Below are 23,579 nucleotides of genomic sequence, written 5' to 3' on the forward strand. Positions count from 1 at the left end.
CGCCTCCGGTCGGGTTGCCGCGCTACTGTCGTCGACGCGGGTACCCGCACCGGCGGTGGCCCCGGCTGCCGACCCCGGTCCCGTGGTGGGTGCGGCGGACCCCAGCTCCGCACCCACCACGCCTCACCGCCCCGGGAACGCCGTGGGTGCCGGCCGGTAGCCGAGCCGGTCGATCGCCGCGGTGATGTCCAGCGTGCGTTCCACCGCGAACTGGCTGATCACGTACCGGTTCAGCCGCCCGCCCGGGAACACGCGGGCGAGCGGGGACAGCACGCGGGCCGGCACGTAGACCGGCCGCACCCGCACACCCGCCGAGGCCAGCAGGCCGCGCAGCGCCCAGTCGATCGGCACCGGGGCGCTGTCGGCGATGTTGAACACCCGCGGCCACCCCGGTTCGGCCGTCGCGGCGAGCAGGCAGGCGCGGGCCAGGCCGCCCACCTCGGTCATGCTGACCAGCACCCGGCCGGTGCCGGGCACCAGCAGCCGGGTACCCCGCACGTTCTGCAGCAGCCTCGGCAGGAGGGTGGTGTCCCCGGCGCCGTACACGGCGTGGGGCCGCAGGACGACCGCGTCGCGGGCGATGGCCAGCACGAGCTGCTCGGCCGCGGCCTTGGCGGCCGCGTAGGCGTTGAGGTACCGGTCCACCGGAGCTTCGTGCTCCTTCGCCCGCACCGTCGGCCGGTACGGGTCGTACACGCTGGCGCTGCTGACGTGGACGATGCGGCGGTCCGGGAACGACGCCAGCACGTGGTGGGTGCCGAGCAGGTTGGTCCGCCACACCTCCCGGGCCACGCCGGTGTCGGTAGCCGACGCCGCGCAGTGCACCACCGCGTCGACCTCGGGCGGGTCGGCGAGCTTGGCCGCCCCGATGTCCCACGACCGGTACGCGGCCCCGCCGACGTGCCGGGGGTCCGCCTCGGCGCGCCTGCCGAAGGCGCTCACCTGCCAGCCCTCGGCCGCGGCGGCCCGGCAGACCGCGCCGCCGACGAACCCGGTCGCGCCGGTCACCGCGACCTTCACGGCCGGCTCGCGGTCATCAGCTCCCGCAGGCGGCCCCGGTCGAGCTTGCGGGACCGGCCCGAGCGGGGCAGCTCCGGCAGCACGACGATGCGGTCGGGCACGGCTTCGGCGTCGATCAGCTCCGGCAGCTGCTTGCGGAGCCGCCGGACGAGGCGGGCCGGGTCGGCCTCGTCGCCGTCGGCCACGACCGCCAGCACCACGCTCTCGTCCCCGGTCACCGGGTCGGGCGTCCCGACCATCGCCGCTTCCCGGACCCCCGCCAGCAGCGCGATCGACGGCTCGTACAGCCCGGGGTAGATGTTGTACGAGCCCCGGATCAGCATGTCCTTCTTGCGGCCGGTCATGACGATCCGGCCGGCCGCGTCCAGCCGGGCCAGGTCGCCGGTGGCCAGCTCGGTCAGCGGCGGCGCGCCGAGGTAGCCGAGGCAGGCGTTGGGGGCCGACACCAGCAGTTCGCCGTCCTCGGCGATCCGGGTGGTCACCCCGGGCGACGGCGTGCCGAGCAGATCACCCGGGAGACCCCGCTCGATGTGCGCCAGCTTGTCCTCCGCGCGGGCGACCGCCAGCGGGATCGCTTCGGTCATGGCGTAGATCGAGAGCACCTGCCCGGCCGGGACCGCGGCCATCGCCTGCCGCAGCACCGCGGGTGCCGCGGGCGCGGACCCCATCACGAGGTGGCGGACGTGCCCGGGCCACTCCGGGAGGACGCCGAACACCTCGGCCAGGTGCACCGGCACCCCGTAGGCGTGGGTCACCCGTCGTTCCGCGAGGTCCCGCGCGAAGCGCTCGGGCGGCGCGGACGGCTTCGGCAGGGAGAGCCGGGCGCCGCCCAGCAGGGCGGGCAGGCCGGCCATGATGCCGTCGGCGTGCATCACGTCCCCGGGCGCGAACGGCAGGTGCTCGCCCAGCATCGTCACCGCCGCGGTGAGCGACCGCAGCGAGTGCACGACCCCCTTCGGCTGCTCCGTGGTGCCCGAGGTGAACACGATCAGCGCGGGTGCGTCCGGATCCCGTTCCGGAGCCTCGCCCGGCGCCCGGCCGAGCAGGTCCTTCAGCGACCGGGCCGCGCGCGGCACCCCGGGCAGCCGGCGTCCGATGTGGACGTGCCGGATCCCGGGATCGCCGATCGGCTGCCGCAGGTCCGGCACCGGCCAGCCGCGGCGACGGCAGAACGTGCGGGCCGGCCCGACCACGCTGGTCGTGTAGAACAGCGACTCCGCGATCAGCCAGCGCGGGCGGCAGGCCCGCAGCCGCGCCGACACCAGGGCCGGGCCGACGGCCGTGTCCGCCGAGATGAGCACCGCGCCGGCTCGCAACGCCCCCAGGAACAGGCCGATCGCCCTGGCGGAGTTCCGGACGGCGAACAGCACGCCGTCACCGGGCTCGAGTCCCTCGGCCCGCAGCCCGGCGCTGACTTCGAGCGCCAGGCGGCGCAGCTCGCCGAAGGTCGTCGTGCGGCCGTCCGGATCGATGACGGCGACGGCGCCGGGCCGCTCCCCGGCGGTGCTCAGGAATCGGGTCACGAAATCGTTCATGCGCGGCTGACCTCCAGGCGCCGGTAGGCGGGGAAAAGCACGCCGGGTGCGGCCCGGCGGGCGGTGATCCGCAGCGCCGCGGGGCCGGCCAGGGTGCCGAGGATGGCGTGGATCTCGGCCATGGCCAGCGGGTAGCCGAGGCAGAAGTGCGGCCCCGCCCCGAACCACAGCCGCCGCAGCTCCGGCGGGTGCGCGCGGGTGAGGTCGAACCGGCCGTGCGCCCGGGCGCAGTTGAGCGTCGACAAGACGACCCGGTCCCCGGCGCGCACGGCGACCCCGCCGATCCGCCCGGACCGGACGGCGTTGCGCAGGATGATCGGCGCCGGGGTGATCAGGCGGGCCGTTTCGTGGATCGCGGCCTCCATCGGCCCGGTGTCACCATCGCGGTACGCGGCGGCGACGGCGGCCAGCGCACCGTGGTCGTGGAGCACCGCGACCATCCGGGGCAGCAGGCTGGTGATCGTCTCGGTGCCCGCGATCAGGAACGCCGACGCGAGCCCCCGGGCCTCGTCTTCGGTGAGCCCGAAGCTGCGCATCCGCCCGACCGCGGTGGTTTCGTCGCCCTTTTCCCAGGCCAGCGAGGTGGTGGCGCCGACCTCCGCGACGATCGCGCGAGCCCGGGCGACCTGCCGGTCGCTCAGGCTCAGCTTGCCCAGCTTGACCAGGCCGATGATCGCGGTGGCCTGGCCGGTCATCCGCAGGTACGCCGCCTCCCGTTCCGCCGTCGACCCGGTCACGGTGAACCCGACCAGCGCACTGGTCACCGCCCCGGCGACGACCTTCGTCGTCCGCACGACATCCACCGGACGGCCGGCGCGCAGGGCCTCGGCCGTGCGGGCCAGCGGTTCCGTGCACGCCGCGTCGACCAGCTGGCGGACGTAGGCCGGCGTGAAGAACTCGGCGAGCTTGCGCCGCATCGCCCGGTGCTCCGGGCCGTCCATGTTGACCAGCATCGTCGGGCCGAAGACCGGGGTCCACAGGTCCGCCTCGGTGCCGCCGCCGCTGCGGAAGGTCTCGGTGTCGGTCAGCACCTCCCGGGCCACCGACGCCTCGTTCACGACGACGCCGAGCCCGGGCACCCGCACCGCCGGGCCGAGCCGGCCGAGAACGCGGACGACGGGGTACGCGAGCGGGTGCGCCGCCAGCTGCAGCCGCAGCTCCTGCGCGGCCGCCCTCATCGGACGTCCACCGTTTCGCCGCGGTAGCCGTGGCTGGTGTACCAGGCGAAGGTGTTGCGGATGCCCCACGCCTTGGTCCGCCGCTGCGACCAGTAGACGACCATGTCCCGGCGCCGCCCGTAGGCCCGGGTGACGCACCGGACGCGGTTCACCAGCGTGCGGTCCTCGTGGTCCTCTTCGATGCACGAACGCGGATAGCCGCCGCACCGCTCGTACAGGCTCGCCGTGATGGCCGTGTTCCCGCCCGCGCACAACAGGTACGGGCCGAGGTACTCCGGCCCCCGGTTGGCGCGGCGGAACCGCGCGGCGTACCCGCCGAACCCGACCAGGAACGCCAGCACGGCCCGCTCGGCCCTCGGCACGGCGAAGTCGTCGGTGCGCGCCTTGAACCGGCCCCCGATCAGCTCCAGCCCGGACGCGAAGCCCCGCATGACCGCTTCGGTCCACCGTGGAGCGACGAGGCAGTCCGCGTCGGTCCGGGCGAGGTGGGTGGCCCCGTTTTCGATGGCCTGGCGCATCCCGGTGTCACAAGCGGCCCCCGTGCCCTTCTGCGGTTCGGCGATCACCCGCACGTCCATCTCGGGGTGCGCCGCGGCGAAGGCGCGGACGACGTCGGCCGTCGCGTCCGTGCTCGCGTTGTCCACCACCAGCACGGTGAAGTCGCGGTGACGCTGGGCGGCGAGCGACCGCAGCGGCCCCTCGATCCACTTTTCCTCGTTGTACGCGGGGATGATCACCCACAGGCGCGTCACGACGACAGCTCCGCGAACACGGTGCCGACGCTGACGCCGCCGGCCAGCCCGATGAACGCGACCTTGTCGCCCGGGCCGCACCGGCCGGACTCCAGCGCCAGGCTCAGCTGCAGCGGCAGGCTGCACGAAGCGACGTTGCCGTGCTCGGTGATCGTCACGACGAGCTTGTCTTCGGGCACGCCGCTGCATTCGAGGAACACCCGCAGGTGCGGCAGACCGACCTGGTGCACGCAGAAGAGCGCGAAGTCGTCCCGGCTCAGGCCGGTGCGGGCCAGTGCCGCGTCCAGCTGCGGCCGGATGCCGCGCACGACGGACTCCATCAAGGTGCGGCCGTCGCCCCTCATGTAGCCGTCGGTGACCGGGTCACGGGAGTTCGCGCCGCCGTGCCCCGGAATCGAGGCGACGTCCCAGCAGGACGAATCGGCCGAGAAGTCCCGGTGGAAGATGCCCGGTGCGGCCGAGGCTTCCAGCAGCATCGCGGCACCGGCGTCGGACAGGGTGTAGCCGGCGAGGGAGTCCACGAACTGCTCCCGGCCGGCGACCGACCACCGGACCACCCGGGAGCCGGTCTCGCCGGTGCACACCAGGATGCGGCGGTACTGCCCGGAACGGATGAGCGCCTCCGCGACCTGCATCCCGTTGAGGAAGCTGTTGCAGGCGTTCTTCACGTCGAACACCGGGCAGGACGCGCCGAGCTTCGCGGCCACGACGTGCGCCGTGGCCGGCTCGATGAGGTCCTGGGAAGCGGACGCGAACACGAGCAGGTCCACCTCGTGCGCGCCCAGTCCCGCATCGGACAGCAGTTTCGCGGCCGCCGCCACGGCGAGGTCCGAGGCCAGTTCGCCCGGGGCCGCCCGGTGCCGGGTCTTGATCCCGCTGAGCTTCCGGATCGCCCCGGGCCGGGGCGTGAAACCGGGGCTCTCGCGCTCGATGCGGGCCTCGATCTCGCGGTCGGCGACCAGCGCCGGGGGCAGGTAGGCGGACACACCGCCGATCGCCACGTGCATGACACCGTCCTTTCTAGACACCGGCGAACGCCAGCGTCACGTTGTGCCCGCCGAAACCGAACGAGTTGCTGATCGCCGCGGTGAGCGTGACGCGGCGGGGCTCGCCGGCCACGACGTCGAGGCCGATCCGGTCGTCGAGCGTGTCGAGGTTGGCCGTGGGCGGGACCAGGCCGTCCCGGACGGACAGCACGGTCGCGATGGCTTCGACCGCACCGGAGCCGCCGAGCAGGTGCCCCAGCGCCCCCTTCGGCGCGGTGACCACCGGGCCGTCGCCGAGGACGCGCCGGATCGTGACGCTCTCGGTCAGGTCGCCCAGCTGCGTCGAGGTCGCGTGCGCGTTCACGTGGCCGATGTCGCCGGCCGCGAGTCCCGCGCGGCGCAGCGCGGTGGTGATGGCGGCGCACTGCCCGGCGCCGTCCGGGTCCGGCGCGGTGATGTGGTGGGCGTCGTTGCTCATGCCCACGCCGGCGATCCTGCCGTACGCCTTCGCGCCACGCGCCGCGGCGAAATCCGCGCGCTCCAGCACGAGGATGCCCGCGCCCTCCCCCAGCACGAAGCCGTCCCGGCCCGCGTCGAACGGCCGGGACGCCGTCCCGGGACTTTCGTTGCGGGTGCTCATCGACCGCGCCCGCGTGAACCCCGCCATGATGGCGGGCGTGATGCAGGCGTCCGTGCCGCCCGCGACCACGACGTCGGCCTCCCCCGCCACGATCATCCGCCACGCCCAGGCGATCGCCTCGGCCCCGGACGCGCAGGCCGACATCGGGGCGTGCACCCCGGCCCGCGCCCGCAGCGCGAGGCCGACCAGCGCGGCCGGCCCGTTGGGCATGACCATCGGGATCAGCTGCGGCGACACCGCCCGCAGCCCCCGCTCCCGCAGGGCGTCGTGCTGGGTGACCAGCGTCGTCGCACCGCCGATCCCGGTGCCGATCACCACGCCGCACCGCACGGGATCCACGGTGTCCTCGGCCAGGTCCGCGTCCCGGCACGCCTGCCGGGCCGCGACCACGGCCAGCTGTTCCGCCCGGTCCATGCGCTTGAGCTCGACGTAGTCCAGTACCTCGGCGGGCTCGACGGCGAGCCGCGCGGCGATGCGCACCGGGAACCGGTGTTCCCGCGTCCACTCGGTGTCCAAGGTGGACACCCCGGGCCGGCCGTCGAGCAGTCCCTGCCAGGTGGCGGGCACGTCGCCGCCCAGCGGTGTGGTCGCGCCGACGCCGGTGACCACGACCTCGATGTCGTTGTGCGGCAGGCTGTTCACGCCGCGGCGCGCAGGTAGTCGGCGACGTCGCCGAAGGTCTGCAGCAGGTGCAGGCCGTCCTCGGGGATCGTCAGGCCGTAGCTGAGCTCGATCTCGTCGGTCAGCTCGACCATGGCCAGCGAGTCGATGTCCAGTTCGTCGCGCAGCGACAGGCCGGTCAGCGGGCGTTCGGCGGCCATCGCCACCGGGTCGGTGCCGGACACCTTCGTGATCAGCTGGGCCAGGGTGCGCTCGACGTCGTCCGAAGGGCTCACGAGTTACCTCACGGGTGGGTTCGGGGCGGGATACCGGGCCGGGTGGCCACGTCGAGCAGGCTGGCAACGGACGCTGACCGACGGCTGACGGGTGGCCCGGATTCCGGCCCGGCTGTGCGCCGTGCACAACCGGTTCGCGGCACCGGCCCACCCCGCCGGGCTATGGTCGGCGGATGCCGGGGCATCCGCACGCGTCCAGGAGGGTCATCCGCGAGGTGGCCGCCGTCGTCCTCACCGAGCTGCCGTCGTTCGCGGACCGGCTGACCGAGCGGGGTGCGGTCGAGGAGAAGACGTTCTACGCGCGCGGGGACTGGGTGGCGCCCGCGGACATGCGGCAGTCGTTCATGGACAACGCCCGCAGCGCGCTGGTCCTGATGACCGACGGGTTCGAAACCCGGGCCGACTGGATCGCGGCCCCGCTGGCCACCGGCCGGCGCCGCGCCGAACAGGGCGTGCCCCTGGAGGCGGTGCTGCACCTGTTCCGGCTGGGCACCGAGCTGCTGTGGGAGATGCTGCTGACCGCGGCCCGCCGCCGGTCACCGGACGAGCTGGCCGAGTTCGTCGACAGCGTGATGGTGCTGTGGCAGGCGACCGACCGCGTCTCGACGGCGATGGTCGAGGGGTACCGGTCGCGCGAGATCCAGCTGCAGACCCGGGCGAACCGGCGCCGGGAACGGCTGGTCCGGGTGCTCGTCGAGGGCCGGGGCGTCGACCCGGCCGTGGCCGCGGACGCCGAGGCCGACCTCGGCCTGCCCGGGCACGGCCGGTACGTCGTGGTCCTGGTGGTCTGCGATCTGGCGGCCGAGGAAATGGTGCCGGTGCCGGAGCTGGCGGCGGCGGGGGTGCGCGTGGTCGTGGCACCGTACCGGGACCGGGTGGTGTGGCTGGTGGAGCTGGGCGGGAACACCGCCGACCGGCTGGCCGGCCTGCTGGCCCCCCACCTGCACCACCGCGCGGGCCTGTCCGGCGAGGTCGACGGCCTGGCCGAGATCGGCATCGCCTACCAGCTGGCGGAAATCGCGCTGCACACGCAGTCCCCGGACGTGCCGGGGCTGGCCGTGCTCGACGACCGGCTGCCCGAGGCGCTGGTCGTCGCCAGTCCGCGGCTGGCCCAGCGGCTGGCGGGCCGGGCCCTGGGCCGCGTCCTGGACCTCGAGGACGAGGAGCGCCAGGTCCTCCTGGACACCCTGCGGGCCTGGTTCCGCGCGGACCGCTCCCCCACCCGCGCGGGCGAACTGCTGTACTGCCACCGCAACACGGTGCTCAACCGGCTGCGCAAGCTCGAGCAGCTCACCGGGGCGTCCCTGGAAGACGACCGCCACCAGTTGTGCTGCCGCCTGGCCTTGCTGGCCCACGACCACCTGCGCCGCGAATGACCCGGCCGCGGAGCTCGGACTCCGCGGCCGGGTCACCCCCACGCCGGTTCAGGAAGCGCTGCAGCTGACGCTGGGCCAGGTCCGGTTTCCGTTGGTCATGATGGTGACACCCCAGTTGTTGCCGCTGCCGTTGGGTGTCGCGACGAGCACCTGGCTGCTGGGCCAGGTGGCGTTGATGTTCCAGGTGGTGCTGATCCGCTCGGGGCTCGGCACGTTCATCGTGACCGTCCACGACGAGGAGCCGCTGACCGAGACGTTGAGGTTGTACCGGTCACCCCAGGACTGCCCCGCCGAAAGCGTTGCGGTGCAACTGCCCCCGCCCGGTGTCGTGGGCGTGGTCGTCGGGGTCGTGGTGTCCGTCGGGGTGGTCGTGGGTGTCGTCGGTGTCGTGGTCGGGCCGGGGCCGGCGGAGTTGAGGACGTTCAGCACCGAGTTGTAGGCGGCCTTCTTGTTGCCGTTGCCGTCGAACAGCAGCGGGCTTTCGTTGGACCGCCAGGAATCGCTGTCCCGCACGCCCCACACGGTGATGCCGACGCAGCGCGCGACGTTCACGCACGCCTGGGTCAGTGCCGAGTACTGCGAGGTGTTCGAGTTCGTGACGTCGACCTCGGTGAGCGCCACGTCGACGCCGAGCGCCGCGAAGCTGGAGATCGTCTGCTGGAAGTTGCCCGGCACCGAGCTGCCGCCGGTGAAGTGGGCCTGCAGGCCCACGCAGTCGATCGGCACACCGCGGGACTTGAAGTCCTGGACCATGCGGTAGACGCCCTGGGTCTTGCCGTAGCTCCAGTTGTCGATGTTGTAGTCGTTGTAGCAGAGCTTGACCGACGGGTCCGCCGCGCGCGCGGTCTTGAACGCGACCTCGATCCAGTCGTTGCCGGTGCCCTGCAGGTTCGACTGACGGCGGCTGCCGTCTTCGTTGAAGGCCTCGTTGACGACGTCCCAGTACGCGAGCTTGCCCTGGTAGTGGCCCATCACCTTCTGGATGTGGTTGATCATCGCGCTGCGCAGCGCGCTGCCGCCCATGTTCTGCATCCAGCCGGGTTGCTGCCCGTGCCAGGCGAGGGTGTGCCCGCGGACCCGCGAGCCGTGGCTGACCGCCCAGTTGTAGACCTGGTCGCCCGCCGAGAAGTTGAACTGGTTCTGGTTGGGTTCGGTCGCGTCCGGCTTCATTTCGTTTTCGGGCGTCACCATGTTGAACTCGCGCGCCGCGATGGTGGTGTAGGCCGAGTTGCTGAGCCGGCCGGCGGCGATCGCGGTGCCGAAGTACCGGCCCGACTGCGCGGCCGCGGCGCCCAGGGTACTGGCCGCGGCGTCCGCGCCGGGCGCCGTCACCAGCACGGTTGCGGTCGCGGCCACGGTCGCCACGCCCGCCAGCACTCGAGTGGTCGTCGACCGCCACCAGCGCCTGCGGCGCAGGTCCGACGAGCTTTCCGCCATTCGTGGTCTCCTTCGGTGAAGTTCCCCTTGACCAGCAGCAGAGCACGCCGCCGGAGCGCCGCGCAAAAAGTTTCGGCCGACTTTCGAAATCGGTGAACGCGGCCTGGCGGTATCCGTGAAAGTTACCTGGAGCCCGGAACCGGATCTTGCCGCTGGGTACCGCGCGGGACCCGGCGCGGGCAACGCGTGGGGAACCGCGCTCAACCGTCTCCGCCGCCGGACGTCCCAAAGAGGTGATCACGGAAGCGACCCGGGAGGACGGGCCGCCCGCCGCGCGCGGGCGTTCTCCCGGCCGGTGGCGGCGGTGGCTGCTCGCGTTCGCCGTGGCCGGGCTGCTCGCCGGGATGGCGGCCGCGATGATCACGACGGCCGTGGCGCAGACACCGACGATCGACGAGCCGGTGTACGCCGGCACGGCGATCTTCTCCCTGGAACACCACAGCCTGCGGTTCAACCCCGAACACCCGCCGCTGGGCAAGCTGATCATCGCCACCGGGCTGGCCTTCGCGGACGTGCACGTCGACGCCGGTTTCGCCGGCGACCAGAGCGAGCTCGGCCGGTCCGTGCTCTACGAGTCGGGCCACGACCCGGGCCGGCTGATGCTGCTGGCGCGGCTGCCGGTGATCGTGCTGACGCTGCTGTTCGGGCTGGTCGTCTTCGCCTTCGCCCGCGATCTGGCCGGCCCGGCCGGCGGCGTGGTGGCGCTGGCGCTGTATGCGCTTTCCCCCGACCTCGTCGCGCACGGGTCACTGGCGACCCTCGACGTGCCGGTGGCCGGTTTCCTGGTGACGTCGGCCTGGCTGCTGTGGCGCGCCCGGCGGCGTCCCGGCCGTTACCTTCCGCTCGCGGGACTGGCCCTGGGCGCGGCCGTGGCCACGAAGATGAGCGCCCTGGCCGCGGTTCCGGTGGTGCTGCTCCTGGTCGTGCTCTCGGTCTGGCAGGACCGCCGGGCGTCCGGTCCACAACGGACACTCCGGCGCCTCGGGGCCGGTGCCGCGGCGGCCCTCGGCGTCGCGTCGATCGCGATCGCCGTGGTGTGGGTTTCGTACCTGGTGGTCGATCCGCGGCTGCGCTGGGTGCCACCACCGGGCCTGCCGCCGCTCGAGGGGCTGCGCTCCCTCGCGGGTCTGCTGCCGCTGCCCGGGCCGTACCTCGACGGGCTGCGCGTCCAGTTCGGCTTCGAAGACCAGGTGTGGACCACGTTCCTGTTCGGCAGCCGCCACGTCGGTGCGCTGTGGTACTACCTCCCGGCCGCGTTGCTGGTGAAGACCCCGCTGGGCACGCTGGCGCTCTGGGCGGCCGGCGTCGGCACGATGGTGGCGGTCCCGAAGCTGCGCCCGGCGGCGCCGTACGTCCTCGTCCCCGCGGCGGTGCTGCTGGCCGCGGCCATGACGGGCAGCCGCGACCTCGGCGTCCGGTACGCGCTCTTCGTGCCGATGTTCCTGGCCGTCGCGGCGGCGGGGGTGGTCGCCCTCCGCCGGCGGTGGGCGCCCGTCGCCGTGGCAGGTCTGGTCGCGTTCACGGCGGTCAGCTCGCTGCGCACGTTCCCCTACTACCTGCCGTACGCCAACGAGGCGTTCGGCGGCCCGGCGGAAACCCGCCGGCAGCTGCACGACTCGAACGTCGACTGGGGTCAGGACCTGGGCCGGCTGGCCGATCGCCTGAAGCAGCGCTATCCGGGTCAGCGGGTGTGGCTGGTCTACAAGGGCAGCGGGGTGCCGTCGTACTACGGCATCGAGGCCGGGGACCCGCTCGCCGTGCCCCCGGACGCCGTGCACGGGCTGCTCGCCGTGTCGGATTCCGCCGTGGCCAAGGCGGACGACCGCCTGGGGTTCCTGCTGCGCACGAGCACGCCGATCGACGAGGTCGGCCACTCCATCACGATCCACCGCCGGCCGTGATCCGGGCACCGAACCGCCCGCTGACGTCTCCCCCGGGCTCCGGCATGATGGCCGGGTGCCCCGTCGTGAGCTCCGCCCGCACCAGGTCTGGCTGATCGGCGTTCCGCTCAACCTCCTGCTGGCCATCCCGGCCGCCTACCCGGTCGCCTTCGCGATGCTGGCGGCGCAGGTCCTGGCGGGCGAGCTCGGCTGGGTTCCGATCGACCCCACGGTCGTCGACGACGGCGCGGGCTTCGTGATCGGGCTCGGCGTGGTGTCGGCGTTGTTCGCCGGGCTGGTCGTGGCCGGCCTCAACGCCTTGTTCGCCTTCCGCGCACCGCAGCTGAAGGCGGGCTGGTACTGGCTCGCGGTGGCCCTGCTGGTCGTGGTTCCCGACGTCCTCTACTGGACCAACCGCTGAGCCCGTCCCCGGAACCCGGCTCGGCTCACAGGTTCACGATCGGCAGCTGGGCGTCCGGACGGGTCAGCCGGGCGAGCAGCTGTTCGGGCTGCCCACTCACCGGGCGCAGTGCGTCCACCGCCTCGTCCTGACGCCCCTGGCCCGACAGCACGACGGCCAGGGCGAGCCCCAGGCCGTTCGCAGCATGCGGGCAGCGCCGCTTCGCCAGCTTCAAGGCGGCGAGACACTCCTGCAGTGCTTCATCGTGCCGCTCGGCCCGGCTCAGCGCCATGGCGCGGTTCGCCAGCAACATCACCCGGACGATCGACGTGTCCTCGGTCGCGAGCTGACGAGCCGCCGACTCGGCGGCCCGGGCGAACTCCCCGGTGCGGAAGGCGGCCGCCCAGCCGGTCCGGTCGCTCAGCTGGATCAGGTCGATGACGCGCCCCTCCTCCGGCCACGCCCGCCGGTAGCCGAGGCGGAAGCTCTGCCAGCCGTCCGGTGTCAGGCCCGGCAGCAGCGGGCGGATGTCCGTCGCGCACTGCTCCGCGCTCGGCCGGGCGTGCAGGAAGACCGGCCGCGGATCGTGCACCAGCGCGTGGCCCTCGCGGTCGAACAGCCAGTTCCCGCGATGTGCGTCGCCGTGCAGCACGTTGCGGGCGTGCAAATCGGCGAGCGTGATGCCGATCGCGAAGCCGTCCGGGTCGACCGCCTGGGTGCCGCCCAGCCACAGGTGCCGGAACTCGCGGTAGTCCGTCACCACCGGCCGGGCCTCGCAGGGAACCGGCACGCTTTCGGCGTACGAACACAGGAACCGGATGCTCTCGCGCCGGCCCACCACGAGCGGGTACCGCGGGCCGCCCGCTCCGGTCAGGCTCGACAGCGGCACCACCGCGCACTCGCCGATCGACTCCGCGACGTCCCTCGGCCACTGGTCGAGCGAACCCGGCGCGGGGATTTCCTCGCGCAGCAACACGATTTCGCCCCGCTCAACCAGCTCGCGCACCGCCGGCAGGTCGGTGCCGGCGAACTCGGTCACCTCGACGCTCGCCGCGCCGAGTTCGAGGAGGAACGTCACCACCCCAGCATAAGATGAACGGCGTGGCCGAAACCGGGGAAAACGTGGCGCTGGTGACCCAGACCCTGGTCGCCAACGCCAGCACCGTCCTGAGCCGTCCGGACGCGCTCACCCTGCCGCTCTTCCTCGACCTCTGCGCGCTGTGCGAAGCGGTGGTGCTCCTCGACCGCCTGGAAGCGCTGGGCGCGGCGGACGAACACGTCACCCTCCTGGGCCGGCATCTCGGCGAGGAAGGGCTCTACCGCACGTTCCAGCCGGCACTGTCCCCCGACGAACTCCGGCGTGTCATGCTGCGGCTGCCGGACGAGCTCGCGAAGCGCATCACCCTCGACGCCGGCGACCCCGGGCACGCCGTCGACGCGACCGGCGCGGTGACCGGCCTGGACTACACGACCGGGCTGAACAACCTCCTCGCCCAGGTCGACGCCCTCGGCGGGTACGCCAGCTGCGGGGACTGCTCGGTCAAGGAACGGATGTACCGCGGGAACGGCTACCTCCTCGTGGCCGCCGCGCACGGCCTGGACTACTTCCCCGACTTCGACCGGGTGCCGTTCGTCGCGGGCACGCTGCAGAAGACGTACCGCTCGCTGCCGCGCCGGCTCTACGACGAGGTCCGCGAATCGCTCGACGAGCCGCTCAACGGCGGCGAGCTCGTGGCGGAGTGGGCGGCGATGTCGACCATCCCGATCCCGCCGATCAGCGCGCTGGTGCTCGCGCGCGCCTCGTCGCTCGACGACGTCCCGGAGCAGCTGCTGCGCGTGCGGGACGAATTCCGCCGCTACCGCCGCTACTTCGGCGATTTCAAGGCCGAGCTGAGCAACGCCGACACCGTCCGGGAGCGCCGGAAGCTGCTGGCCCGGTACCAGGCGCTGCTGGCCGAAGCCAGCGGCCCCGACCGCGAAACCGTGTCACTGACCGAAATGCTCAACCTCACCGAAAGGGCGGTGAAAGCCGCCGCCGGCCCCGCGCTGCCGACGAGCTACGGCGCCCTGCTGGTGACGCAACCGGTGGACTGGATCCGCCGCTGGTGGCAGCGGCGGCCCCTGGCTATCCTCTTCCGGCTCGACAGCAAGCTGCCGCGGCTGTCGGAGTACCGCCACCTGGTCGGCAAGCTGTGGGGCGACGAGGCCGGGCACCTCCTGCTCGGCCAGGTCTCCGGTCACGGCACCCGCCTGCGCACCCTCCTGGCCGAGGCCGAACCGGCCTGACCCCACCGCCCGGCCGGGTGCGGCAGCGCGTCGGAACGTCGCGAATGACTCATTCGGGACCTCGGAGGTCCCGAATGAGTCATTCGCGGCACCGGCGGCAGTCGAGAGCCGGTGAAAATTTCAGCCGCCGCCGGGCTCCGGCCAGGGGCAACACCGGAACGGCCGTGAATGGCTTGCCAGAACCGGATCCGCTGCGAACGATGGTCACGGACCAGCCTGCGGACCGGCGGTTCCCCGCGGCCGGCAACGCGCCGGAGCCCTCAGCCCATCGACCTTCTGCGACGGAGATCCGATGTCCTTGCGCTTCCCCGGCCGGCGACGGGTACGGCTGACCGCCGTGCCCCTGCTCGCCGCCACCCTCACCGCAGCCACGCTCGTCCCGGCCGCGTCGGCAGCCCCGGCGCAGCCGGCCGCGCTGCCGGTCTACCGCGACACGCACTACAGCTTCGCCGAGCGGGCCGCCGACCTCGTCGCCCGCATGACCCTGCCCGAAAAGGTGCTGCAGCTGCGCACCAACAGCGCGCCGGCCATCCCGCGGCTCGGCGTGCAGCAGTACACGTACTGGAGCGAAGGCCAGCACGGCCTCAACACGCTCGGCGCGAACACCGACGACGGCACGGCGACCGGCGGGGTGCACGCCACCAGCTTCCCGACGAACCTGGCCAGCACGATGTCCTGGGACCCGGAGCTGATCCAGCAGGAGACCACGGCGATCTCCGACGAGGCCCGCGGCATGCTGGACAAGTCGCTGTGGGGCGTCGCGCAGAACAACATCGGCCCGGACAAGAACAACTACGGCTCGCTGACCTACTGGGCGCCGACGGTGAACCTCGACCGCGACCCGCGGTGGGGCCGCACCGACGAGGGGTTCGGCGAAGACCCGTACCTGGTCGCGAAGATGGCCGGCGCGTTCGTCAACGGCTACCAGGGCCAGACCGCGTCCGGCCGGCCGACGACGCCGTACCTCAAGGTCGCGGCCACCGCCAAGCACTACGCGCTCAACAACGTCGAGAACGACCGGCACGCGGACTCCTCGGACACGACCGAGGCCAACCTCCGCGACTACTACACCGCGCAGTTCCGGCACCTCATCCAGGACGCGCACGTGTCCGGCCTGATGACGTCGTACAACGCGATCAACGGCACGCCGTCGCCGGCCGACACGTACACGGCGAACGCCATCGCCCAGCGCACCTACGGCTTCGACGGCTACACCACCTCCGACTGCGGCGCGGTCGGCGACGTCTACGCGCCGGGCAGCCACAACTGGGCGCCCCCGGGCTGGACCACGGCCACCTCCAACGGCGGAACGCAGTGGACGAACACCGCGTCCGGGCAGCAGGTCTCCGGCGCCGCCGGCGGCCAGGCGTACTCGTTGCGCGCGGGCACGCAGCTCAACTGCACCGGCACGGAAGCCACCGTGGCCAACATCCAGGAGGCCATCAAGGCCGGGGTGCTGTCCGAAGGCGTGCTCGACAACGCCCTGGTGCACGTGTTCACCACGCGCATGCAGACCGGCGAGTTCGACCCGCCGGACCGGGTGGCGTACACGAAGATCACCAAGGACGTCATCCAGAGCGCCGAGCACCAGGCGCTGGCCGCGAAGGTCGCCGCCAACTCGCTGGTCCTGCTGAAGAACGACCCGGTCCCGGGCACCGCCGCGCCGCTGCTGCCCGCCGATCCGGCCAAGCTCGGCACCGTGGTCGTCGTCGGCGATCTCGCGGGCAAGGTCACCCTCGGCGGCTACTCCGGTGAACCCGCGCTGCAGGTGAACGCGGTGCAGGGCATCACGTCCGCGGTCAAGGCGGCGAACCCGGGTGCCACGGTCACGTTCGACGCGTGCGGCACGTCCACCGGCACGACCACGGCGGCGAGCTGCTCGGCGGAGACGCTGGCCGCGATGAAGACGGCCGACCTGGTCGTGGTGTTCGCCGGGACCGACGGGAACGTGGCCACCGAGGGCCGGGACCGCACCACCATCGCCATGCCCGGCAACTACGACTCGCTGATCGACCAGGTCAAGGCGGCCGGCAACCCCCGGACCGCGCTGGCCGTCCAGGCGGGCGGCGCCGTCTCGCTCGGCCACGCCGCGGGCATTCCGGGCATCGTGTTCAGCGGGTACAACGGCGAAAGCCAGGGCACCGCGCTGGCCGACGTGCTGTTCGGCAAGCAGAACCCCAGCGGGCACCTCAACTTCACCTGGTACACCGACGACTCGCAGCTGCCCGCCATCAAGAACTACGGGCTGACGCCGTCCCAGACCGGCGGCCTCGGCCGGACCTACCAGTACTTCACCGGCACGCCGGCGTACCCGTTCGGCTACGGCCTCTCCTACGCGAAGTTCGCCTACTCCCGCGTGCACGCGGACACCCGGGCCGTCGACGCGAACGGGCGGGTGACCGTGCACGTGGACGTGACCAACACCGGCAGCACGCCGGGTGCCACCGTCGCCCAGCTGTACGCGGCCACGGCGTTCGGCGTGCCCGGCGTGGAACTGCCGCGGCAGCGCCTCGCCGGCTTCGCGAAGACCGACGTGCTCGCCCCCGGCCGGACCCAGCACCTGGCCATCCCGGTCCGGATCAGTGACCTGTCGTTCTGGAACGAGGGCCAGCGCCGCGAAGTGGTGTACCCCGGTCCCTACCGGTTCGGCGTCGGCGCCGATTCCGCCCACCTCGCCGGTACCGCCACGGTGGCCGTCACCGGCGCGATCAAGCCGAAGACCCAGTACGTGACCGTGCAGCCGGGTCAGGTCGTGTTCGCGCCGGGCCAGCGCCTCGACCTGACCGCGAAGAACCCGTGGATCGCCGATGACACCGCCCAGGCCGGCCAGCACGTGCCGGCCGACCACATCGTCGAAGCGGTGCACGACGACCAGTCGTTCGTCGACCTTTCGCGGGCCCGGATCGGTTACCGCAGCAGCGATCCGCGCGTGGCCGAGGTGAGCCGGACCGGCCAGGTGACCATGGTGGCGCCCGGCGTCGCGACGATCAGCGTCACGGTCGACGGCGTCACCGGCACCACGCCGGTGGTGGTCGAGCAGCCGTTCACGCTCACGGCACCGGAGCGGGTGAAGGCGGGCACGACGTACACCGCCACCACCACGCTGCCGAACCCGGCCGGCGCCCGGCCGTTGCGCGACGTCGTCTTGACGCTGAGCGGGCCGGCCGGCTGGACCGTCAAGGCCACCTCGCCGTCGACGTTCGCCACCGTGCCGGCCGGGCAGACCGTCAGCACCACCTGGGAGATCGGCGTCCCGGCGTCCGCGGAACCCGGCAAGTTCGACCTGTCGGCGCAGGCCGCGTTCACCTCGGTCAACGGGCGGGGCACCTCGACGGACGCGACGACCGTGCTGTTGCCGCACCCGCCGTACCCGTCGTTCGCGGCGGCGTACAACAACGTGGGCATCAGCGACGACGCCACGCCGGGCGCGGGCAACTTCGACGGCGGCAACGCGAGCTTCTCCGCACAGGCGCTGGCCGCGGCGACGCCCAGCTTGACGCCGGGAGCGACGTTCACCCACGACGGGCTGACGTTCACCTGGCCGGACGTCCCGACCGGCAGTCCGGACAACGTGGTCGCGGGCGGCGTGGCCGGCGGCCAGACGATCGCGATCTCCGGCACCGGCCACACGCTGGGCCTGATCGGCGCGGGCGACTACGGCAGCCCGAGCGGAACGGCAACGGTGACGTACACCGACGGTACGACCGAGTCCCACTCGGTGAGTTTCGCGGACTGGTGGTCCAACGCGGCCACCGGCGGCGACATCCTCACCACGTTGCCGTACCTGAACAACAGCAGCGGGCAGCTGAACCAGAAGGTGAGCTTGTACTACGCCCCGATCCCCCTGCAGCCGGGCAAGACGGTGCAGTACGTGACGCTCCCGGACGTCAGCGACGGAGCGAACATGGGCACGGCGGCGATGCACATCTTCACGATCGCCATCGGCTGACCGAGGGGTCCCGTCCCGCCGGCGTTCGTGCCGGCGGGACGGGCTTGTTCATCTTCAACGAGCGCGGGCGATCGTGAAGCGCGCCACCGGTCGACGGGCGCAGGCGAAGCTCGCCGCGCCAGCCGGATCGCCCGCGCGAGCCCGGACAGGCGCACCACTCGCCCGCCCGCCGGCTGGTGCCGCCGACCTCGGATCCTGCACCGGCACGCCGGATCCGGGCGGATGAGCGCACCTCCGGCATCGGCCCATCGGGCTGACCGCGAATTGCGGAAGCAGGCCCGCCCCGCCGGCGTTCTTGCCGGCGGGACGGGCTTGTTGGCCGCCGCCACCGTGCCGATCCGGCGGCCGGCGGTCCGCCCCCCGCGACTTGACCGTGCGCTACCGGTCAACGAGCGCAGGCGAAACTCGCGGCACTGTCCGGATCGCCCGAGCGGTACCGGGGCCAGCCCGGGTAGGCGCACAGCGGCCGCGTGCGCTGGTGGGCCAGGTCGGCGACGACCTGGTTCACCGGCGGCCGGCCCGTTTCGACCCACCGCTCGAGGGCCGTGAGCGAGTCCCAGCCGGCCGCGAACGCCGGTGTGCCGAAGTTGGCGTGGTTGGCCCCCGGCACGACGTAGTACCGCAGGAACGCCTCGGTCGTCCGAGGCCCCGCCACCGAACGGACCCGTTCGTAGTAATCGCTCGTCGAGTACGGGGAGACCAGCTCGTCCGCCGCGCCGTGCAGGAGGATCAGCTTGCCGCCCGCGCGGGCGAACGGGCGCAGGTCCGCGTTGTTGCGGTCCTCGATCGACGACAGCGCGCTGATCCGGCCGAGCCACTTGCCGGGGTGCCGGGGATCGATGTCCAGTGCCCGGTGGGCCGGATCCCGGGTCAGGAAGTACTTGACCCACTGGTCCCAGTACTGCATCCCGTACCCGCTGGTCACCGGCATCGGGTCGGCCGGCGCCGTGGTGCCGAAGCCGAGGAACGGCGTCCGCATGTCCGCCCCCGACAGGAACGGGAAGCCCGGGTACTCCGTCTCGCCGCTGGCGATCCGGTACGGCCACCGGAACGGCGACGACAGGGCGGTCACCGCCCCGATCTGCGGATCCGACAGGCACGCCGGGCCGGCGTCGGTTCCGCCCGGGCAGCGCAGCACACGCGGATCGAAGCGACAGCCTCCCGGGTTCGAAACGACTCCGTCGGTAATCCCGTCCAAGCCGTCGCACGCCTTGATGACGCTGTCGTAGAGCAGCGTCTGCTTGGCAGGGTCAGGGAAGGCGCCCGGGCGCGAGAGCACCTGCGCCAGGTAGCCCAGGTCGAGGATCTCGGCCATGTTGTTCCAGGCCGGGTAGGCGGAAATCACGCCGTCGAACGCGGACGGCCACCGCTGGGCGACGACGAGTGCCTCGCGGCCGCCGGTCGAGCCGCCGGCGAAGAAGACTTCGGTGGGTGCCGCCGCATACGCGCGCCGGATGAGGAACAGGCTCGCGTCCCGCGTCTTCTTCAACGCGTCGCCCGCGGCGAAGTTGATCAACGCCTCGTCGTTCGCGCCGAACGACCCGTCCAGCGACGGCGGGGACGCCGGGTTCTGCTGGTGGCCGGAGTCGCTCGCGAAGGTCGCGTAGCCCCGGGCCAGCGGCGCCGGCCGGTCGGCGGGGCCGAACGGCACGTTCGCCGCCACGTCGGGGATCGTGCCGTTGTACCCGCCGCCGCCGAACATCAGCGCCTTGTGGTTCCAGGCCAGGGGCAGGGCGACGCGCAGCTTGATGGCCGGCGCGGCCGGGTCGACGGGGTGGAGCTCGGCGTCGACCCGGCAGTATTCCCCGGGGACGACGGAAGCCGCGGTGACGAGCCCGCCGGTCGTCGGCAGGCTCATCACCGACGCCGGGATCCGCAGTCCGGTCAGCCCGGCGCAGTCCGGGGCCGCCGGAGCCGCGGCGGCGGCGCCCGGTGCGCCCGCCGCCAGCACCAAGGCCGCCGACACGGCGAGCCGGAGCGTCTTCCTCATCGGAGCCCCTTCGCCTCGGACGGCTGGTGGAGGTGCGCACCCGGGACGGCGTCCGGGTCGGCCCGGACCTCGGCCGGGTTGGTCTCGGGCAGGAACCACGCGCTGGCGAAGGTGATCAACCCCATCACCGTGATGTAGACGGCGACCGGCCACGTGCTCCCGGTCCCGGCGATCAGCGCGGTCATCAGGAACGGCGTGCCACCGCTGACGATGATCGCGGACAGCTGGTAGGCCAGCGACGCACCCGAGTAGCGGACGTTGGGGGCGAAGAGCTCGCCGAGGAAGCTCGCGATCGGGCCGTAGGTGAGGCACTGGAACACGAACCCCACCGCCACCGCGACGAAGATCAGCGGCAGGGACGCGGTGCCGACGAGCCCGAAGTAGGGGAACGCCCAGAGGGCGACACCCAGGCCGCCGATCAGGATCAGCGGGCGGCGGCCCACCTTGTCCGAGAGGTACCCGGACCAGGGAATGGCCGCGAGCATCGCCGCGGAACTGAGCAGCACCACCGCGAGCAGCGAGTCACGCTGGAGCTTGAGCGTGCCGGTGCCGTAGCTGAGCAACCCGGAAATGCTGACGTAGAACAGGCTGTTGGTGGCCGACAGCAGCCCGCAGCCGAGCAGGATGGTCCCCCACTTGCTGCGCAGGACCTGGGCGATCGGCGCCCGGACCACCGGGCCGTCCTTGTCCGCCACGGCTTCCTGCAGTCGCCGGAACTCCGGCGTGTCCTCCACTTTGGCCTGGATGTAGAGCACCACGCCGAACATCACGACGCTCAGCAGGAACGGGATGCGCCAGCCCCAGCCGAGGAAGGCGGCGTCCGGCATCAGCCCGCTGGTGGCGACGAAGATCAGGTTGGACACGATCACGGCCACCGGCACGCTCGTCTGCCCGAAGGTCCCGGCGAAGCCGCGCCGCTTCGGACTGGCGGATTCGGTCAGCAGCAGCACGATGCCGCCCCACTGCCCGCCGGTCGCCAGGCCCTGGACGAACCGCAGGAGCACCAGCAGCGTCGGGGCCAGCGCGCCGACGCTCGCCGCGGTGGGCAGGCAGCCGATCAGGAAGGTCGCGGCCCCCATGACCGCCAGGCAGGCGACGACCACCGGCTTGCGCCCGTACTTGTCCCCCAGGTGCCCGGCCAGCACCCCGCCGATCGGCCGGGCCACGAAGCCGGCCCAGAACGTGCTGAAGGCCAGCAGGGTCCCGGTCAGCGCCGAGGCGTGCGGGAAGAACACCTTGGGGAACACCAGCGCGGCCGCGGTGCCGTAGAGGAAGAAGTCGTACCACTCGATCGAGCTGCCGACGAGCCCGGCCGCCAGCAGTTTGCGGAAGGCCCGGCGCGGGGTCGCGGGCACGCCGGTGCCGGACTGCCCTTCGGGCTGGGTGAGCGGAATGGCCATGGGTGCCGCCTTCGTCGAGGAGGTCAGGCAAGTGCTGGCCGTGATGGTAGGGCGCCGTTACGCTGCGACCTGAGGTGTGGACCACCCACTCCTCCCGCCGCAGCGGTGGGTCTTTCGCCCACCCGATGCCGAGGAGGAAGACGCCGAGGAGGAAGACACTGTGACCAGTGCGGCGGAACCGCGGCGGCAGCGCGAACTGGCGTCGTTGTACGCCACCGTCAAGTCGCTCACCGCCCTGGGCGAGCTCGACGAGGTGCTGCAGTCGATCGTCCACCACGCCCACGACCTGATCGGCACGGACTTCACCTACCTCTCGCTGGTCGGTGCGGACGGCCGGCTGTCGGCCCGCGCGTCGGAGGGCACGATCTCGGCGGAGTTCCTCGCGGCGGCCATCCCCGCCACGGTGGGGCTCGGCGGCAAGGTGCTGGCCTCGAAGAGCCCGCACTGGGTGCGCGACTACGCCACCTCGACGCTGATCCAGCACGATCCGAACTTCGACCGGCTGGTCGGCACCGAGGAGCTGGTCGCGCTGCTCGGTGTGCCGCTGGTCATCCGCGGTGAGGCCGTGGGCGCGCTGTTCGCCGCGGACCGCTCCGAACGCTCGTTCCAGGCCGAGGAGATCGCGCTGCTGAACGCGTTCGCCGACCACGCCGCGGTCGCCCTCGACAACGCCCGGCTCTACGAAGCGAGCCGGACCGCCCTGCGGGAGCTGCGGGTCGCGTACGGGAAGATCGAGCGGGCCCAGGCGATCCACGAAGCCCTGACCGGGGTCGTGCTGGACGGCGGCACCCCGCGCGATGTGGCGCAGCACCTCGCCGATCAGCTCGGCGGCAGCATCACGCTCCTCGACCGGTCCGACAGTCCACTCCGGACGGACCTGGCCGGCGCCGTCGACGCCGCCCGCCGCACCGGCCGCTGCACGACGTCGTCCGGCACCGACGGGACCGACCGCAGCGTGGCGGCCGTCCAGGCCGGCGACAGCTACCTCGGCGCGCTCGTGTGGAGCCGGCCGTCGGGCACCGGCGACGACACGGACCTGCGGACCCTCGAGCGCGCCACGCACATCCTCGGCTTGCTCATCCTCAAGGAGCGGGCCGTGGCCGAGGCCGGGGAGCGGCTGAGCGGGGAGCTGCTGACCGAGCTCATGCTCGGCAGTCCCGGGATCGGCCCGGCCCAGCGCGCCCGCGCCCGGGCCCGCACCATCGACGTCGACCGCCTGGACCTGGTCCTGGTCGCGGACTCCCCCGCGGTGCCGCCGGGCGACCTCGCGCGCCACCTGCACGACGTCGCCCGGGAACGCGCCGGGCTGGCCGGCGAACACCTCGGCCGGGCCACGATGATCCTGCCCGGCGCCGACGACGAGGCGACCGTCGCGGACGTCCACACCAGACTGCGGCGGACGCTGGGCGGTCCCGTCCTCGTCGTCGGGGAACGGGCGGCCGGCCACGACTGGGCCCGGGCGTTCTCCCTGGCCGGTCGCTGCGGCGCCGTGATGCGCGCGCTCGGGCACACCGACGGCGGTGCCACCACGCGTCAGTACGCCTTGTACGCCATGGTGTTCGACCCCGAGCGGGCCGGCGAGCTCGACCGGTTCCTGACCGGCTCGATCGGCGCGCTCCTGGAGTACGACCGGCGGCGGGGCACCGATCTGGTCGGCACCCTCAGCGCCTACTACGTCCACCGCGCGAACGTCGCGGCCACCGCCCGCGCGCTACACCTGCACGTCAACACGCTGCTCAAGCGCCTCGACCGGGCCGGCACGGTCCTCGGCTCCGACTGGCGCCACGAGAACGACCTGGAGCTGCAGCTCGGGCTCCGGCTGCACCAGCTGCGGGCGGTCACGTCCTGAGGCGG

General features: G+C 72.8%; 17 protein-coding genes. 6 read left to right on the forward strand and 11 right to left on the reverse strand.

Annotated elements, in window-relative coordinates; all coding sequences use genetic code 11:
• Positions 1–123 precede the first annotated feature (123 nt).
• Genes AB0F52_RS25545 through AB0F52_RS25575 form a run of 7 tightly spaced genes read right to left on the reverse strand, consistent with a single transcriptional unit; the run spans position 124 to position 7,007 of the window.
• Positions 124–1,020 carry an NAD(P)-dependent oxidoreductase gene (locus AB0F52_RS25545; RefSeq protein ID WP_360175823.1) on the reverse strand — a complete coding sequence of 299 codons (897 nt, stop codon included), beginning with the start codon at positions 1,018–1,020 and terminating at the stop codon, positions 124–126.
• A complete protein-coding gene (locus AB0F52_RS25550; protein WP_360175826.1) occupies positions 1,017–2,555 on the reverse strand; it encodes a class I adenylate-forming enzyme family protein in 1,539 nt (512 codons plus the stop codon). Before AB0F52_RS25550 ends, AB0F52_RS25545 begins: the two co-directional genes overlap by 4 nt.
• Positions 2,552–3,733 (reverse strand): cytochrome P450, encoded by a 1,182-nt coding sequence (locus AB0F52_RS25555; RefSeq protein ID WP_360175829.1) that lies wholly within the window; start codon positions 3,731–3,733, stop codon positions 2,552–2,554. Before AB0F52_RS25555 ends, AB0F52_RS25550 begins: the two co-directional genes overlap by 4 nt.
• Positions 3,730–4,485, reverse strand: a complete 756-nt coding sequence (locus tag AB0F52_RS25560; protein ID WP_360175832.1) for a glycosyltransferase — start codon at positions 4,483–4,485, stop codon at positions 3,730–3,732. Before AB0F52_RS25560 ends, AB0F52_RS25555 begins: the two co-directional genes overlap by 4 nt.
• Positions 4,482–5,492 carry a ketoacyl-ACP synthase III gene (locus AB0F52_RS25565; protein WP_360175835.1) on the reverse strand — a complete coding sequence of 337 codons (1,011 nt, stop codon included), beginning with the start codon at positions 5,490–5,492 and terminating at the stop codon, positions 4,482–4,484. The genes AB0F52_RS25560 and AB0F52_RS25565 overlap by 4 nt, the downstream gene beginning before the upstream one ends.
• A 13-nt stretch (positions 5,493–5,505) precedes the next feature.
• Positions 5,506–6,753: a beta-ketoacyl-[acyl-carrier-protein] synthase family protein gene (locus tag AB0F52_RS25570; RefSeq protein ID WP_360175838.1), complete on the reverse strand. Its 1,248-nt coding sequence runs from the start codon at positions 6,751–6,753 to the stop codon at positions 5,506–5,508.
• Positions 6,750–7,007 (reverse strand): phosphopantetheine-binding protein, encoded by a 258-nt coding sequence (locus tag AB0F52_RS25575; RefSeq protein ID WP_360175841.1) that lies wholly within the window; start codon positions 7,005–7,007, stop codon positions 6,750–6,752. Before AB0F52_RS25575 ends, AB0F52_RS25570 begins: the two co-directional genes overlap by 4 nt.
• 173 nt (positions 7,008–7,180) lie before the next feature.
• Here AB0F52_RS25575 and AB0F52_RS25580 point away from each other — a divergent pair, with 173 nt between their 5' ends.
• A complete protein-coding gene (locus AB0F52_RS25580) occupies positions 7,181–8,383 on the forward strand; it encodes a helix-turn-helix domain-containing protein (protein ID WP_360175844.1) in 1,203 nt (400 codons plus the stop codon).
• A 48-nt stretch (positions 8,384–8,431) separates the two neighbouring features.
• On the opposite strand, the gene AB0F52_RS25585 is transcribed toward AB0F52_RS25580, so the two are convergent.
• A complete protein-coding gene (locus AB0F52_RS25585; protein WP_360175847.1) occupies positions 8,432–9,820 on the reverse strand; it encodes an endo-1,4-beta-xylanase in 1,389 nt (462 codons plus the stop codon).
• A 233-nt stretch (positions 9,821–10,053) separates the two neighbouring features.
• Here AB0F52_RS25585 and AB0F52_RS25590 point away from each other — a divergent pair, with 233 nt between their 5' ends.
• Complete coding sequence (locus tag AB0F52_RS25590; RefSeq protein ID WP_360175850.1) at positions 10,054–11,721, forward strand: phospholipid carrier-dependent glycosyltransferase; 1,668 nt, start codon at positions 10,054–10,056, stop codon at positions 11,719–11,721.
• A gap of 55 nt (positions 11,722–11,776) precedes the next feature.
• A complete protein-coding gene (locus tag AB0F52_RS25595) occupies positions 11,777–12,121 on the forward strand; it encodes a hypothetical protein (RefSeq protein WP_360175853.1) in 345 nt (114 codons plus the stop codon).
• Positions 12,122–12,146: 25 nt separating this feature from the next.
• Here the strand turns inward: AB0F52_RS25595 and AB0F52_RS25600 are convergent, their stop codons facing one another.
• The gene (locus AB0F52_RS25600; RefSeq protein ID WP_360175856.1) at positions 12,147–13,178 is read right to left on the reverse strand and encodes a tetratricopeptide repeat protein; all 1,032 of its coding nucleotides are present in this window, start codon (positions 13,176–13,178) and stop codon (positions 12,147–12,149) included.
• Positions 13,179–13,201: 23 nt separating this feature from the next.
• Between AB0F52_RS25600 and AB0F52_RS25605 the strand changes: the two genes are divergently transcribed.
• Together AB0F52_RS25605 and AB0F52_RS25610 are read left to right on the forward strand one after the other, a co-directional pair.
• Positions 13,202–14,386, forward strand: coding sequence for a hypothetical protein (locus AB0F52_RS25605; RefSeq protein ID WP_360175859.1), 1,185 nt, complete (start codon positions 13,202–13,204; stop codon positions 14,384–14,386).
• A 292-nt stretch (positions 14,387–14,678) separates the two neighbouring features.
• The gene (locus AB0F52_RS25610; RefSeq protein WP_360175862.1) at positions 14,679–18,335 is read left to right on the forward strand and encodes a glycoside hydrolase family 3 C-terminal domain-containing protein; all 3,657 of its coding nucleotides are present in this window, start codon (positions 14,679–14,681) and stop codon (positions 18,333–18,335) included.
• Positions 18,336–18,720: 385 nt separating this feature from the next.
• Here the strand turns inward: AB0F52_RS25610 and AB0F52_RS25615 are convergent, their stop codons facing one another.
• Both AB0F52_RS25615 and AB0F52_RS25620 read right to left on the reverse strand, forming a co-directional pair.
• Positions 18,721–20,325, reverse strand: coding sequence for a tannase/feruloyl esterase family alpha/beta hydrolase (locus AB0F52_RS25615; RefSeq protein ID WP_360175865.1), 1,605 nt, complete (start codon positions 20,323–20,325; stop codon positions 18,721–18,723).
• Positions 20,322–21,725 (reverse strand): MFS transporter, encoded by a 1,404-nt coding sequence (locus AB0F52_RS25620; RefSeq protein ID WP_360175868.1) that lies wholly within the window; start codon positions 21,723–21,725, stop codon positions 20,322–20,324. The genes AB0F52_RS25615 and AB0F52_RS25620 overlap by 4 nt, the downstream gene beginning before the upstream one ends.
• A 160-nt stretch (positions 21,726–21,885) precedes the next feature.
• On the opposite strand from AB0F52_RS25620, the gene AB0F52_RS25625 reads away from it, so the two are divergent.
• A complete protein-coding gene (locus tag AB0F52_RS25625) occupies positions 21,886–23,574 on the forward strand; it encodes a GAF domain-containing protein (RefSeq protein WP_360175871.1) in 1,689 nt (562 codons plus the stop codon).
• Positions 23,575–23,579: the final 5 nt, after the last annotated feature.

It is taken from the genome of Amycolatopsis sp. NPDC024027, assembly GCF_040638975.1.
Taxonomy (GTDB): Bacteria; Actinomycetota; Actinomycetes; order Mycobacteriales; family Pseudonocardiaceae; genus Amycolatopsis.